We start from the raw sequence: 14,586 nt of genomic DNA, 5'->3' as shown, positions 1-14,586 counted from the left end.
AACTATGCCATCCATTTGGGCGGGGGAATTAAAAGTTGGGGAAAATGTGTTGTCAGAGACTCCATTATTGCAAATAACACAGGATACAATGGAGGAGGTTTGTTCATATCAGAATACAGGATGACTGTATCAAATTGTTTGGTTGAAGATAATTTTGCATTTGACGGTGCCGGATTTTACGCTGATGTCGGAGCGCAATTAAACATTAAAACCACAAGAATAATCAACAATATTGCCGAAGCTGATGGGGGAGGGATTAATATGTATCAGGGATACCTCACCCTTGAAGATTCTGTTTTAATCAATAATACAGCACCTAATTTGGGTGGAGGAATATACTATAGCGATTACCCCTATTCTTCAGAAATCAAAAATATTGTTCTGGAGGATAACTCTGCAGAATATGGTGGTGGAATCTATGTTGGAACTTTATCTGTCAAAATGACTAATATCACGTTAAATGGAAATTCTGCCAAAAAAGACGGTGGTGCAATATACAATGCTGGAAAACTTACATTAAATCAAGCATATTTAAATTCTAACAATGCCAATGATGGTGGTGCAATCTACAGTAAAGACATATTGAACATAACTGATTCATTTGCAAGCAACAACAATGCAAAAGCATCTGGAGGGGTTATTTATAGTTTATCTGCTTTGAATATAAATAATTCCAATTTCACATCAAATGTAGCAATTGCCGATGGGGGAGTAATTTATAGTAATGATGTCTGTGATGTTAAAGATTCAACATTTAACTCAAATGTGGCAAATCACGGTGCAGTAATCTACGCTTATTCAGATTTAAACGTTGATAACTCAATATTCAGTTATAATGAAATAAAACATTCTTATGGTACTCTATTTTTAATTAATGGTCATGTAAATATCACCAATTCATTATTTGCATTTAATAGGGGTTCAGATGAAGGAGGATCCATTTTTAGTTATGCTGATGTTTACATCAATAACACAAAATTTATTTCAAATGCAGCCAAAAGTTATGGTGCTGCAATTGACAATAACGGACAGATGAAAATTGAAAATTCGGTATTTGAGAAAAACAAAGCTTATAGTGCAGGCGCTATTGACAATGCCGGTGATTTATTAATAAAAAAATCTAATTTCACAGACAATAAGGCCACTAATGATGGGGGGTCCATTTATAATAAAGGAAATCTAAATATCCTAGGGTCCATTTTTGAAAACAATGTCGCAAGCAGGAATGGAGGGGCCATAGTCGCCCAAAGAGGTGTTAATGTAACTCATTCAGTTTTCTACAGCAACTTTGATGCGAAGGGTCGTGCAATTTTTAATGATACTTGGGATGAAATCTCAATTTCAAATAATTGGTGGGGAGTAAATAATCCCGATTTTGAAAAATTATTTAATTTCAACATTTCAGATGAATTCAACTGGATTGTAATGAGCTTCAATAATGTCACTCCATTAATACGGGATAAAAATGTAAATGTCACTGTTGGATTTGACGAAATAACAGATAAGAATAATTCTGTTTCTAAATTGGATTCTTTAAATTTGCTTCCGATTTTTGAAGTAAGATTATCAAATGGAAACACCTTTTTGGTTGAAAATGGAAGAGCATTGAAATCAATACATGTTCCAACAGTCGATACCATTGCTGCTCAAATGAATAATCAGAGCATTTCATTAAATGTGTCCATTAATTTGGACAACATTAAAAGAATCATAAATAACAAAAATGTTGCAGTTGATTATAACGGAAAAGCTACTTTTAAAGTTAGGGTAATTGGGGATGATTTAAAGCCTGTTGGTGTTGATGAAATCATTGTTATTAAAATCGCTGGAAAAAGTTACAACGTTAAAACGGATAAGAACGGTTGGGCATCCAAGACTTTCAGTCTGATTCCTGGAAAATATTCAATCATAACCAAATATAAGAATTATTCTGCAAAGAATACAATAACTGTTAAGAAAGTGCTAAGGGCGGGAAATGCCATTAGAAAACAATCAAAAATTGTTAAATATTCTGCAATATTAAAATCAAGCAATGGAAAACCTATTGTGGGCAAAATAGTCAAATTCACAATCAAAGGAAAGGCATATAGTGCAAAAACAAATAAATACGGAATAGCCACTGCCAATTTTAAGAATATAAATGTTGGATGTTATTTTGTTTATGTTAAATACGTTAATTCCAAGGTCAAGGCAACTTTGAATGTTAGGAAATAGTGTGTGATTTTGCACACTTGATTTTTTTTAAATCTTTATGAATAATTAGTTATATCGGTTTATTCAATTTTTATAATAATTGCTTATTTTTATAAATAAAATCAAATATATTAAATATGTCGATAGTTATATTATTATATATTGGTATTTTTAATAAATTGAATGTCAGTAGGTAAAACATGAAAGTTAATAAATATTTTGCATTATTTTCATTTTTATTAGTTGTACTGGTGTCTTTGGGATTTGTTTCGGCTAGTGGAGATGTAAATATTGATAATGATAATTTAATGAGTGATCCATATTCTGTTGATTTATCAAGTGATGGATTAGCTTCAAGTGAAATAATGACTTCAGATTCTAACATGTCTTCAGAAGTGTTGGAAAAGGATTTGACCGAAGACATGGGGTCTGTTGGAACTGAATTATCTTCTTCTAATGATAATGCTTTATCTTCAGAACCAAAGGAGATTGTTGTTAACATTGGGGATAATTACAATGAAATGAATGATAAATTGATTAAGAATGCGATTGCAAGTGCCAATGCAGGGGATACAATTATAATTAACGGATCTTATGCCGTGCATTGTCATTTGATTATCAATAAGCAGTTAACTATTAAAAGTGTCACTGCAACTACATTAGGGCCTTGTTCCAGCAGTGCAACTTCCAATCATCAGGGAATCTTTTATATCACTTCTGCAGCCAGTGGAACTGTGATTGAAGGCTTCAATTTTAACGATAATCAAGGTGTGATGACTGATAGGGAAGGATACAATATTCTGGTTAAAGGGGCTTCAAACGTTGTGATAATGAATTGTAACTTCACAGCAGAAAGCTTTGCAGATTCAATCAGATTAGAAAATGCAAACAATTGTATTATTCAAAATGTTGATGTCACAGAATCCGTAAATGGAATCAAAATTAAGAATTCCAATGGAATCACAGTAAAAAATTCCCTAATAAGAAATTCAATCTACGGAATAAACATTATTGATTCATCTGATTTGAGAATTGATTCCAACAACATCACTGGAAATAACATTGCAGGTATCGCTTATTCAGGAACTGGCTCATATTTAACCGTGATTTATAATAACATTACAGATAACGGCAATGGTGTGAATTTGACCTCTTCAGATAATGTTTATATCCAAAGTAATTACATTTCATTCAACAGGCATAATGGAGTCTATGTGGATTATAATATAACTAAACTAGAAATTAAAGGTAATTTCTTTAATCAAAACCATGAATTTGAGGTTTTCGATGATTACCATGTAAAAAACCTCGATAAAAGAACAGGTGACAAATATCAGATTATTACAAATAATTACATGATCAATTACGGTCCTGGGGACTCTAGTGATTTGGCAAGGCCAATCTGGCGCCAATATTATAATTATGTAGGCCAAGGTGCAGGAAATTACGTTTATGATGCTGCAACTGACACTTACAATTATGTAGGATATGGCAATGGGGATTACAACGGTCAGCAATATACAATCTATTTGGGTTATATCTTTGCAATTAATGAGTATTTGGAATGTCCAGTTATTCGTTACAGTTATTCTGCAAGCAATACTCCATGGTCCCAATCTGGAAATTATCACTTGAAATTGAGTGAGATTACACAAATTAGGAAAGGAATTTATTCAATATCTATCGTGGATGAAAACGGAAACATTGCAAGCGACATATCTTCAGTACCTATAACATTTTACCTCAATAAAGTCGGAACCAGTTCAACTCCTCAAGAGGGGGACATCTACAGAACTGTTATGATGAAAAATGGAACTGCAACAGTCAGGTTTTATTCAGATGAATTCCGTGAAACAGGCAATGTCATAACTGCTGTATCCCCAACTCCTGGTGCAAATATCGACAGTGATGTTGCAAAAACATTCACAGTCAGTGATGACAGTATTCCTGGAATCATTTCAAATACCACAATTTCAGTTTCCAACGTAAGCACATATCCTAAATCCAATAAGGAATTCCTTGCAACTCTAAATGATGAAAATGGAAATGCAATTGCCAATCAAACATTGATATTTGTTATTAATTCAAAAACATATAATGAAACAACAGACGAAAACGGTCAGGCTAAAATAAAAATTTATGAAACAATGGAAGGGACATATGTTGCTGTTGTTAGCTTTTTAGGGGATGAAATCGATTATTACAGCTCAAGCGCTTCTTCTAGTATAGTCGTTAAAAAGGTTGTGACTAAAATAATTTCATCCAATGTCTATATGATTCCGAAATTGGCTGAGTATTATTCCATTACCTTAAAGGATTCATCCAATAAGGTAATTGCAGGCAAAAAGGTAACATTTAGGGTAAATGGGAAAACTTACACCAGAACAACAACCAGCAAGGGTGTTGCTAAGGTGGCATTGAAATTCACCATCGAGAAAACCTATAAGATTACTGTAAAGTTCGCAGGAGATACCCAATACAAAGCGATTTCCAAAACAAATAATATTGTTGTCAAATATTCATCTAAAACCGCAAAATTGGTAACTCCAACTTTAACTATTCCTCCAAAAACAGCCAAATTGTACACAGTTACCTTGAAAAATGACAATGGCAAGGGAATAGCCAATCAAAAAGTGATTATAAAGATTGATGGAAAGACCTATACCAAAACCACCACTTCCAGCGGTCAGGTTAAGGTTAAAGTATTGTTCAACTCTTTGAAAAGCTATAAGGTAAGTGCAAGCTACGGTGGAAGTAAAATTTATAAGAAGGTTTCATCAACAGGTAAGGTCATAGTAGCCAAAACAGCCACCAAAATTACCGCACCGATAGTTTCAACAATTCCAAAGGTATCAAAATCATATATGGTCACTTTAAAAACTTCTGCTGGAAAAGCATTGTCCAAACAAAAATTGACAATCAAAGTCAACGGCGCCACATACACTAAAACAACTAATGCTAAAGGACAAGCAAGTATAAGTGTCAAATTATCCAGTGAGAAATCATATGATGTTGTTGTCACATACGCTGGAGACAACATCAATAAAGGCTCAAAAGCTACTGGTAAAATAGTCGTTTCAAAAATCGTTACTCAAATTGAAAGTTACAACAGGACATTTTCAAATGATTCCTATCATGAATATACAATTTCCTTAAAAGACAACTCTGGAAATGCATTGGCTAATCAAACTTTAATCTATTCCATTAACGGCATGAATTTCACCAAAACTACTGATGCAAATGGTCAAATCAGGATACCTGTTGGTGAAAATTCATTTGAAATAGTTACAAACTATGCTGGCAACGATAAATATAAGGCCGCATTCAAAACCAACGCAATCACTGTTTTAAATAAATCTGGTCTAGTATTTGTTGACAATAATTTGCCTAACTCTGAAATCCAAAATATTTTGGACAGTTCAGATATCGGGTCAGATATTGAATTTTTACAAGGCAATTATACAAATGTTGCTTTAACAATAAACAATGCATTGAATGTTTATTCTGATGGCGCAACATTGATTGCCAAGTCAGGAAGCCCTGCATTCACTGTTAAAGCTTCCAGCGTGAACATTTCAAATTTCAAAATCTTAGGGGCTTTAAATGATGGAATTCTTATAAATGGGGCGGATAATGTCAATATTTTAGGATGCACAATATTCGATGGAATCTCTGATTTGGAAATGAAAAATTATGTCGAAAATGTTTCTTATTTGGGTTATGGCATTTTAATCAATTCAACAAATCCCCTTCCTGGATATGGGGTTCATATAGTCAATTCAACTGATGTAAATATAGTCGATAATGTGATTTCATTATTTGAAAGCGGAATATTTGTTGAATATTCTTCAGGTATTGTCATTGACAACAATACATTGAAAGAAAACAATTATGGAATCAAATACGGATTCGGAGTTTCATACACAGAAATAATCAATAACATTATTTCAGACAGCATAGGATTGTATACTCTGGACGTGCCTGAAGGACCAAGCGGATATGGAATATTCCTAAACAATTCTGCAGTCAATGTCACTATAGCCCATAATGTAATTGTCAATAACCATTTGGGCATTTCTCTTGATGCAAATTATTCAACAGGCATTGTGATTATCCAAAACACTATCTCCGACAATGTGCTGGAGGGAATGAGATTCAATGCAGGTTATGACTTAGCCCAAAATGCAATCAAACCTCTTGTAACAGATAATGCAATCTATAGAAATGCTAGAGGTCCAAGTATGATGATTTTAGGTGAATTAAGTGCAAATCCAATGGGAATCTATGGAAATGGATTATATGATCCGAAAGATAAATTGCCACTTGATTCCAATTGGTATGGTACAAACACTCTTGTGACATGGGATAATGATACAGGTGTTGTCGGCTATGGAACAATGTGTCCTAGAATCAACACAACAGGAATAGGATTTAATGCCACATACTCCTCTGGAAATTGCACTGCAGTATTCTATAAAAATGGGGAAATGGCAATTAATCTTCCAAAATTCGATATGTACGCCACATTGAATAGGGGAACCGATAAGCAGATGGAAATCACTTTTGATGTAATAAACGGTGTTGGAGTATTCAGCTTTGATGCGGCAAACTATTTTGATGAAAATAACATTATCGAAATCTCTATCGGATCTTTAATCGATTCAACATCCAGGATATTTGTCCCTGCTTATACATTGACAGTATAAATAGTTAATCGTGTTTGAATGCTTAACATTAAAGTAATAATTTTATTATTACTTCTTTTTTTATTTTTTTAACTAAATTTCAATCCAACTGATATATTCCAGTCAAACTTTAAACTATTTTTCAAAATAAGAATCTTTAAAATAAATATTCGTTAATTTAAATCGATGTTAAAATAAGTAACTATTGAAATATTCAATCGAATATTTCATTTAATCAATTTCAAATCCGCACTCGCTACAGGATCCGGTCTGGAATTTCACTACCCCACCACATTTCGGACAAAGCCACCTTTCACGGTCCTGTGCCATCATCCTTCCGATTCCGGTAGTCTTTATTCTTTTGGCACTGTCAAGTGTATTCATGTTGTGCCTTTTGACCTGCTTTTTTGAATGTTTCTTGATTTGAGGGCATGGAAACTCGCTGCAGCGTCCGCAGTAGCTGAAATTCTTAGAATCAAAACATGTCTTGATTTTGCATTTCAGACTGGCTTTGGTTTTGCCGTCATCACTAATCAGGCATCCCGCACAGGGGTTATCGTATTTTTCACAGCTGATGCAGTTGATTCCGCATGGTGCAAGCAGTTTTGAGTCTATAGTTTCAGGCATCTTCATGGTCTTTTCCCCAATGAAATCTTTATCTGAATTTATATAAATTGTTTTCTTTGAAAAGTGAGTATCGTTTTGATTCTTGAACCTCTTTTTACGATACATTTATAAATAGATAAAACAAATATTTGATTACTGTTAAAATTTTGACAGTGAAATATAACTTTTTTTGGGGATAAGTTCCCATTGGATGTGGCCCTTGTGGCTGAACAAAAAGGTGTTATTTATGTATAAATATATTAGAGACGCATGGAAAAACCCTGATGAGTCCTACGTACGTGAACTCATGTGGGAAAGAGCTCCTAAATGGAGAAAACAAAAAGCAGTTCAAAGAATCGACAGACCTACCAGACTCGACAGAGCTAGAAGCTTAGGTTACAGAGCTAAAAAAGGTTTCGTTGTAGTAAGAACCAGAGTAAGACGTGGTGGAAGAAGGAAAACCCGTCGTTTCAATGGTCGTAAACCTAAAAGAATGGGTGTAAACAAAATTACCCAAGCAAAATCCATTCAAAGAATTGCTGAAGAACGTGTAGCTAAAAAATACCCTAACTTAGAAGTATTGAACTCCTACTGGGTATGGTCTACTGGAAAACATAAATATTATGAAGTTATTTTAGTTGATCCTAACAGTCCTTCTATCATTAACGATAAGAAAATCAATTGGATTTGCTCCAAAAAACACACTAACAGAGCTCTCAGAGGCTTAACCAGTGCTGGTAACAAAGGACGTGGAATCAAATCCAAAGGTAAAGGATCAGAACAAGCTAGAAGAAGAAAAATATAATTCTTCTTCATTTTATTCTTTTTTTCGATAAAAATGATTCATAATATCAAATTCAGGGCTTTTGTCTATAAGGATGAAAGTGTCGATGAAATTTCAGAAGCTATTTTAAATATTCTTCCCGAAGCCCAAATTGAAGCTGAAGAGGCTGAAGGATTGCTTGAAGATAAAATTATTATCTTATCAGGTGTTGTATCAAAAAAGAGATACACAAAGACTTTTTTTAACACACTTTTACAGTGGACAGATTTGGATAAGTTGAATGCAGATTTGGAGCGTAAAATCGATGAAAAAGGAAACTGGTTTTTAAGATTCGATAAGGCAGATGCGCTTGATGAAAAATGGACAATATTGGATTCCGGTGATTCAATTCATCTTAAAGTGAAAATTGCAGCTTTTCCAGCCAAAAAACAGATTGCCGTTGATAAGGTCCGCGAAGCTATTTTGAATTTTTAGAACAGGATTTGTCCGATAGTTCTAGGTTCAATTTCAGATATTATCTAAAAAAAGTAAAACTTATTTTAAATTTCATCAAATATATCATTAAGGTGAAAAACAATGGAGCGGAAAAGCTATTATCTAATAATTTTATTGGTTGCTTTGGTGGTATGCATTGGAGTATTTCTCTATCAGTTCAATAATGACGTTTCCACTTTCATAATCATCAATGAAACTGAAGTGGCAGAAAACGGATCATTTTCAGGCATGCTGATGGATGCATACAGTTATGGTGTCGCTAACCAGACAATAACATTCCACAAGCCAGGTTATCAGATGGGAACAATTGTTGATGTTAAAACTGACGAAAACGGTGAGTTCACCATCGAAAATGCACAGTATTTGCCGGATGCAGGCAAGGACAATTACTATGGTGACTTTACATTTGCAGGAAACGGCAAATATCAGGGATGCACATATGAAGGCAATGTAACTGTAGTTCCAAATTAACTAGAATAATTTGAATTTAAAATGCATTATCTATAGTTTGGAGAGAGTTGTATGGAGCTGGAGAGTAGCTTGTGCTCTTTATTCTCTTTTAGAACTGATTTGGTTTTTATCATTTTAATGTTTCAATCACGCTTTTTACAAACTCCTTTTTCTTTTCATTGTGGATTCCGTGACCGCAGTCGAAATATTCCACAGTTATATTTTTGATTAGGTCTGTTACCTGCTGAAGGTCTTCATCGGTCAGGGCGCCCATAATAATGCCATCATCTCCAATTTTCGTATTTGCCTTCATGAATAATGTTTTGCAGCTTATTTCTGAAAGCAGCTTGTCGTAGTCGATGTTGCAGTTGAATGTGTCGTTGTAGAAGTTTTCTCCGAAGTAAGGGTCATATTCTTCCATTCCATTGAATGCCTCTAGGAATTTTTTGGGCCAGAATCTGACTTTCAGTGGTTTGTCCGGATGTTTTTTCCTGTATTTCAGTGCGGATGCACAGGATTTGCTTCTTATTTTATCCCTTGAATTTTCAGGAAAGAAATTCCACATGTACTGATTCATGAAGTAATAGTACACAAAGTCTTCCTCTTCATCCTGATTGATGAAGTTGTGGCAAATCGTTGAAAGGTCGTTGTAGTTGTAATAATTGAACCTTTTTTCTCCGACGCTTGAAAAAAGTGGAGGGTCTTCAAGTATCAGATTATCGCAAAGATCCGATTTTGAAGCGACATAACAGGCGATGAGGCCTCCGGAGGAATGGCCCAATATGGATATCTTTTCATCAGTTTTATATTTTATAAATTCGATTAAATCATCGCCCTGACTTATTATATTGTATTTTTCCCTGTCATGAGAGCTTTTTCCGTGCCCATAGCAATCAATTAGAATTAAATGGAATCTTTTGGACAATTCCTTGATTACATCAGAATAGCTGCTTGAGTTTGTACTTTGGGCATGGATTATCAGCAGTATGGGATTGCCGCTGTCGGTTTCGTAATAGTTGATTGTGCTGTTGTCAGGGGTTATGTATTTGTGATTTTCAAGTTTCATTTTCATTCACCGAATCATGCTTTAATGAGTTCATCCGAACTCCGGTTCATTATTTTGCAAGAATTCTTTGGTCTTTAAAACGTTGTGTTCAAGTCAATTTATATTTTTTTGATTATAAAAAAGTTTCATCATGTAAAAAAGCTGTTGAAAGTGCATTAAACTTAAAAATAAAGAAGAGATGTAATGGGGACCTATCAAAACTATTTGAAAAAGCTGCGGTGAATGATTAACATATTCTGCATCAATTGCAGTGATTACGGTCGGTCATATTGGAAATAAGTCGCCCTATAAAATTCCAAATATATAAATAAGTTTTTTGACTGAAATTTGTTTAAGAAGACAATTTGAGAATGGTGTAATATGGCCAATTTTTGTACTAATTGTGGGACCAAATTAGGAAAAAACGATAATTTCTGCACTAATTGTGGAACTAAGATAGATAAATCTGACATAAAACAGAATAGATTAGTTATTGGTAGTATGGAAAAAAAGAAAGCTAAAGAAGAGCTTAAAAGAGTGGTTGGTGGAAGATTATTATACAATAAAACTTTCACTGGCACATTAATTCATAATGGTTTAGACATTTCCAGTACTGGAAAAGCCATCCGACTGCAGGTGGAAAAGGAAATTGAATCAGGTCAGATTAAAAGTGCGGGAGTAGAGTTTAGGGTGAATCAATTAATATCCGAATTCAAAATCAAAATGGAAAAGGAAAAGGAAGCTGAAAAGAAAAAACTGGAAATGATCGATGAAATATTTGAATCGCAAGAAATCAAATCGCAGATAATGAAAAATAAGATTGACCAAAAATATGTGGATTCTGTTAAAGCTATTTTAAAGGATAAAGTTATTGATAACAAAGAGGATATGGGTGAAGATGAAATCAAATATTTCATAAAGACTGAATTAAAAAAAGAGATGAGAGCACAGGAAAAAAGGAAAAGAGAAGAACAGGAAAGAGCAAGAAAATTGGAGGAACAAGCAAAAATCAGAAAAGAACAGGAAATGATTCGCAGAGAAATGATAGAAAATGGGCAGGGCGGATATTGTGGTTTTGGGTGCAGACATTTCCATGAAGAATTTCTTGATGAACATGGTGGGGTGGTTGGCGATTTTGATTCTGGAGGGATGTTTGAGTATTATTGTGATTTAGGCCATTCCGCATACTCCGGAAAATTTTGCGAATATTATGAAAAATGATGTTTGAAGATTATTAAATGATTTTATTTCATTAGTATTCGGTTAATATCTGTTATTTCCCTAAAACATAACAAAAACAATTGCAAATACTCCCATATAAGTAAATAATCCTAAAATAACTAATATTATTGTCATCCGTTTTTCTAAAGTTTTATTGAGGGTATTTTCATCAAAAAGTTTCTTAATTAGCATAAGGGTAACTGCAATTATTGTTATGTAGAAGAAAAATGCGGTTCTAGATCCTGATGCAAAGATTGTTGGTGAAAATCCAACGGCTAATCTTGAAACAAATCCTGTAATAAACAAAATTAATGGAAATAGTTGTTCTTTTCCAAATATTTTGAATATCATCCAACAGCTGCTTAATATTAGATAAATACTAATCAAAACTGCTAATACTGCAGGGGATGTAACTGTGTTTGGCAGTCCTTGATATGTTAATAAGTGGATGGTATCGTTTATTAGGGGCATACTTTTGGTAATTGAATCCACTGTGGAAAATGCTGATACAATAATAGGGTTATGCAGTAATCCTATTTTTAAATATGTTGGAATGCTTGCAATATCAATCAATGTTTTAAAAAATACTAAAAAAAGTATTAATAGGATATTAAAGTATAATATGTATTTTATATATTTATTTTTTGTTTTAAGTAAGGCCGATGCACTTAGAATTATGTAAAATACTGTAAATAATACTTTATCTTTTAATAGAATTCCAATTGTAGGGATTGTACCTAGGTATAGTTTTTCAATTATTCCGAAGTTCACATATTCTGCATAATATCTTGCAGTTTCCACAATCATTCTTTTAGCATTGCCTGGTGAAGTTAAAATCATTGTTAATGATAATGCAGATATTATTATTTCAAACAAAAACTACATAATTTCACTAATTTAATGTCTATTTGGAGAAATGGTATTTAATTAGGAATTAACTTAAAATACATTTTATTCAAATATTTGAATAATTATTTATATAGGTTAATTTAAACATTTGAATATGTGCATAGTCCCGTAGGGTAGCGGCAATCCTTTTGGGCCCTGGACCCAAAGACAGCGGTTCGACTCCGCTCGGGACTACTTTATTATCTATTTATTTTTATTTTTTCATTCCTGCTTTTTCTAGAGGTACTAAATTTTTTAGACAGGTTATATTGCTAAAATTTACATTATATTGTCCATACAGAAACATATAAAAAATAGTTTAAAGGAATTTCATATTCTTGGTGAATATCAGAAAATCCCACATTTAAAATAAAATATTAAATGAAAAGAAAAATAACTATTTATATATAATTTAAAAATGAAATTATTAATTAATTATAATTTGGAGAGAGTTATATGAAAGGCGACGTATATTATGGAAAAGGTATCAGAGAGTTGGAAGATGAATATCCTGATTTATATGAGTTGGTATCCGACATTAACAAAACAGTTTGGAACGGAAAAGTCCTGGATTATAAAACTCAAAAATTGATTGCAATAGGCATTACAGCATCCCGTGCAGATCCAAGAGCAACTAAAAAGCAAATCCGAAGTGCTATTGAAGTATTGGGCATCACTAAAGAGGAGATTGTTGATGTATTAAGGGTAGTGTTATTGACTTCAGGTATGCCTGCATTTTCCAAATCACTTCAAATATTAAATAGCGTCACTGAAGCTATCGAAGAGGAAAGGGAAGATAAGGCTTAAAATCTTTCTCTTATTTTTTTTTAAAGTATCTGATATAGGATTTCAAAGATATAGAACAGCATGAATAAAATCATTCCCGGATTCAACAGGATGGTTTTTATTGGATTTTTTAAAGCTATTTTTGTTTTTCTTCCATTGAATCTGGCAGTGTTGTATGTTGTCAAGCTATAAATTCCTATAAATAATGATCCGAGAACGATTATCAGATAAATTGCAACGCCAACCAAATCGAATGCAGTGAAACTTCCATGAGTAATTGCATCTGCGCTTGATACGATGAATATGCTGACTATCGAACCCATAATGTTGGTTATTATGTGCAAAATGATTGAATATTTTATGCTTCCTGTTTTGATGTAGACATACGCAAAGAATCCTCCTATCAGGAACGCATAAAAGAACTGATTCAGGTTTCCGTGGATAAATCCAAAAATGACTGCAGATATAATTATTGAAACCTTGGCTCCGTATTTTATTGTCCTATCGATTAGAATCTTTCTGAAGATGATTTCTTCAAAAATGGGGCCTATGATGCTGATTAGAAAAAGGTTCAGGAGAATGTTTGAGGAGTTTATCAATTCAGTGACCGGATTTGATATTTCGGCATTCATGGCTACGCCTAAAAGGGCAGTTATGGCCAATCCAAAAAGGTTTCCCAGCCACATGAGGGTAAGGGTGATTGCAATGTACTTAACAAATCTCAATGGCCTTGGCTTTTCACTTTCAAGTTCATATGTTGGTATTTTTTTCATCAGGTAAATGAAGATGGGAAACGGCAACAGATAATTGCATAATGCAACTAGAATAGTCATTATATTGAAATCTGTGATTAGATTGGGGTCTGTAATATTCAAAATATTTACCAGGATTATCTGGAATATTAAAGCCAGTATTCCAAAAATCATGTAATTGAATCCGATGTTTGAGAAGAATTTCTTGTTTGAGTTCAATTTTGCACCATCATTGTTTTGTATTGTATATTTAGTTGTTTTTTCTATATTAATGGGTATCTTTACATTTTTTAGGAATACCTAAACTTTTATATAGTATTTTGTACATATTATAAAATCAGATTGAAATATTTTTTGGCATGCCTAAATTTCAATTGACTAAATTATATGAAGGATTGTATTAAAATGAGACGTGATGAATTTTTTGACAAATGTATGGAACATAAACATGCATTGCTCTTCGCTGCAGGAATTGCAACTGCTGTTGTGGGTAAAAAAGTATTGGAATCAAAAACTGTAAAAGATGCTGCTACAAAAGGCATGGCACAGGTCATGACTGTAAGAAAAGATGCAGAAGAGTGTTTCCAAGACATAAAGGAAAATGCGGAAGACATTGTTGAAGATGCCAATGCTGAAACTAAAAAAGAAATATATGTAGAATAAAATTGTTTTTAAGGTTAA

General features: G+C 33.3%; 12 protein-coding genes and 1 tRNA gene. 9 read left to right on the top strand and 4 right to left on the bottom strand.

Translation table 11 applies throughout. The features are described 5' to 3' along the window. On the top strand, window positions 1–2,214 hold a 2,214-nt coding region (locus Q0W25_RS06455), incomplete at its 5' end, for a right-handed parallel beta-helix repeat-containing protein (protein WP_298520382.1). A 179-nt stretch (window positions 2,215–2,393) separates the two neighbouring features. Continuing rightward, complete coding sequence (locus tag Q0W25_RS06450) at window positions 2,394–6,899, top strand: right-handed parallel beta-helix repeat-containing protein (protein WP_298520379.1); 4,506 nt, start codon at window positions 2,394–2,396, stop codon at window positions 6,897–6,899. Window positions 6,900–7,109: 210 nt separating this feature from the next. Here the strand turns inward: Q0W25_RS06450 and Q0W25_RS06445 are convergent, their stop codons facing one another. Continuing rightward, the gene (locus Q0W25_RS06445; protein ID WP_298520376.1) at window positions 7,110–7,511 is read right to left on the bottom strand and encodes a DUF3795 domain-containing protein; all 402 of its coding nucleotides are present in this window, start codon (window positions 7,509–7,511) and stop codon (window positions 7,110–7,112) included. 220 nt (window positions 7,512–7,731) lie between these two features. On the opposite strand from Q0W25_RS06445, the gene Q0W25_RS06440 reads away from it, so the two are divergent. The 3 genes from Q0W25_RS06440 (at window position 7,732) to Q0W25_RS06430 (ending at window position 9,234) form a co-directional block, all read left to right on the top strand. Next, complete coding sequence (locus Q0W25_RS06440; RefSeq protein WP_297828075.1) at window positions 7,732–8,289, top strand: 50S ribosomal protein L15e; 558 nt, start codon at window positions 7,732–7,734, stop codon at window positions 8,287–8,289. A 33-nt stretch (window positions 8,290–8,322) separates the two neighbouring features. After that, the gene (locus Q0W25_RS06435) at window positions 8,323–8,742 is read left to right on the top strand and encodes an RNA-binding protein (protein ID WP_298520373.1); all 420 of its coding nucleotides are present in this window, start codon (window positions 8,323–8,325) and stop codon (window positions 8,740–8,742) included. Between the two features lie 102 nt (window positions 8,743–8,844). Continuing rightward, window positions 8,845–9,234 (top strand): hypothetical protein, encoded by a 390-nt coding sequence (locus Q0W25_RS06430; protein WP_298520370.1) that lies wholly within the window; start codon window positions 8,845–8,847, stop codon window positions 9,232–9,234. A 109-nt stretch (window positions 9,235–9,343) separates the two neighbouring features. Here Q0W25_RS06430 and Q0W25_RS06425 read toward each other — a convergent pair whose 3' ends face one another. Further along, window positions 9,344–10,279, bottom strand: a complete 936-nt coding sequence (locus Q0W25_RS06425; RefSeq protein WP_298520367.1) for an alpha/beta hydrolase — start codon at window positions 10,277–10,279, stop codon at window positions 9,344–9,346. Window positions 10,280–10,639: 360 nt separating this feature from the next. Between Q0W25_RS06425 and Q0W25_RS06420 the strand changes: the two genes are divergently transcribed. Further along, entirely contained in the window at window positions 10,640–11,479 is an 840-nt protein-coding gene (locus tag Q0W25_RS06420; protein ID WP_298520364.1) for a zinc ribbon domain-containing protein, read from the top strand. A 60-nt stretch (window positions 11,480–11,539) separates the two neighbouring features. Here Q0W25_RS06420 and Q0W25_RS06415 read toward each other — a convergent pair whose 3' ends face one another. Further along, a complete protein-coding gene (locus Q0W25_RS06415; protein WP_298520361.1) occupies window positions 11,540–12,355 on the bottom strand; it encodes a DUF6056 family protein in 816 nt (271 codons plus the stop codon). 135 nt (window positions 12,356–12,490) lie between these two features. Between Q0W25_RS06415 and Q0W25_RS06410 the strand changes: the two genes are divergently transcribed. Both Q0W25_RS06410 and Q0W25_RS06405 read left to right on the top strand, forming a co-directional pair. Continuing rightward, a tRNA-Gln gene (locus tag Q0W25_RS06410) sits at window positions 12,491–12,562 on the top strand. Window positions 12,563–12,823: 261 nt separating this feature from the next. Beyond that, on the top strand, window positions 12,824–13,174 hold the full coding sequence (locus Q0W25_RS06405) for a carboxymuconolactone decarboxylase family protein (RefSeq protein ID WP_297828201.1): 351 nt from the start codon (window positions 12,824–12,826) through the stop codon (window positions 13,172–13,174). Window positions 13,175–13,194: 20 nt separating this feature from the next. Here the strand turns inward: Q0W25_RS06405 and Q0W25_RS06400 are convergent, their stop codons facing one another. Then, on the bottom strand, window positions 13,195–14,124 hold the full coding sequence (locus Q0W25_RS06400; protein WP_298520357.1) for a CPBP family intramembrane glutamic endopeptidase: 930 nt from the start codon (window positions 14,122–14,124) through the stop codon (window positions 13,195–13,197). A 186-nt stretch (window positions 14,125–14,310) separates the two neighbouring features. Here Q0W25_RS06400 and Q0W25_RS06395 point away from each other — a divergent pair, with 186 nt between their 5' ends. Then, a complete protein-coding gene (locus Q0W25_RS06395) occupies window positions 14,311–14,568 on the top strand; it encodes a DUF6110 family protein (RefSeq protein ID WP_298520353.1) in 258 nt (85 codons plus the stop codon). The last annotated feature ends 18 nt before the right edge of the window (window positions 14,569–14,586 follow it).

The sequence above is a fragment of the uncultured Methanobrevibacter sp. genome (genome assembly GCF_947166415.1).
GTDB lineage: Archaea > Methanobacteriota > Methanobacteria > Methanobacteriales > Methanobacteriaceae > Methanocatella.
This window is presented reverse-complemented; position numbering and strand designations above follow the sequence as displayed.

Excerpts from the sequence above, each read along its gene's own strand:
- Q0W25_RS06450 (WP_298520379.1), top strand. The coding sequence starts at position 2,394 with ATGAAAGTTAATAAATATTTTGCATTATTTTCATTTTTATTAGTTGTA.
- Q0W25_RS06445 (WP_298520376.1), bottom strand. The coding sequence starts at position 7,511 with ATGAAGATGCCTGAAACTATAGACTCAAAACTGCTTGCACCATGCGGA.
- Q0W25_RS06440 (WP_297828075.1), top strand. The coding sequence starts at position 7,732 with ATGTATAAATATATTAGAGACGCATGGAAAAACCCTGATGAGTCCTAC.
- Q0W25_RS06435 (WP_298520373.1), top strand. The coding sequence starts at position 8,323 with ATGATTCATAATATCAAATTCAGGGCTTTTGTCTATAAGGATGAAAGT.
- Q0W25_RS06430 (WP_298520370.1), top strand. The coding sequence starts at position 8,845 with ATGGAGCGGAAAAGCTATTATCTAATAATTTTATTGGTTGCTTTGGTG.
- Q0W25_RS06425 (WP_298520367.1), bottom strand. The coding sequence starts at position 10,279 with ATGAAACTTGAAAATCACAAATACATAACCCCTGACAACAGCACAATC.
- Q0W25_RS06420 (WP_298520364.1), top strand. The coding sequence starts at position 10,640 with ATGGCCAATTTTTGTACTAATTGTGGGACCAAATTAGGAAAAAACGAT.
- Q0W25_RS06405 (WP_297828201.1), top strand. The coding sequence starts at position 12,824 with ATGAAAGGCGACGTATATTATGGAAAAGGTATCAGAGAGTTGGAAGAT.
- Q0W25_RS06395 (WP_298520353.1), top strand. The coding sequence starts at position 14,311 with ATGAGACGTGATGAATTTTTTGACAAATGTATGGAACATAAACATGCA.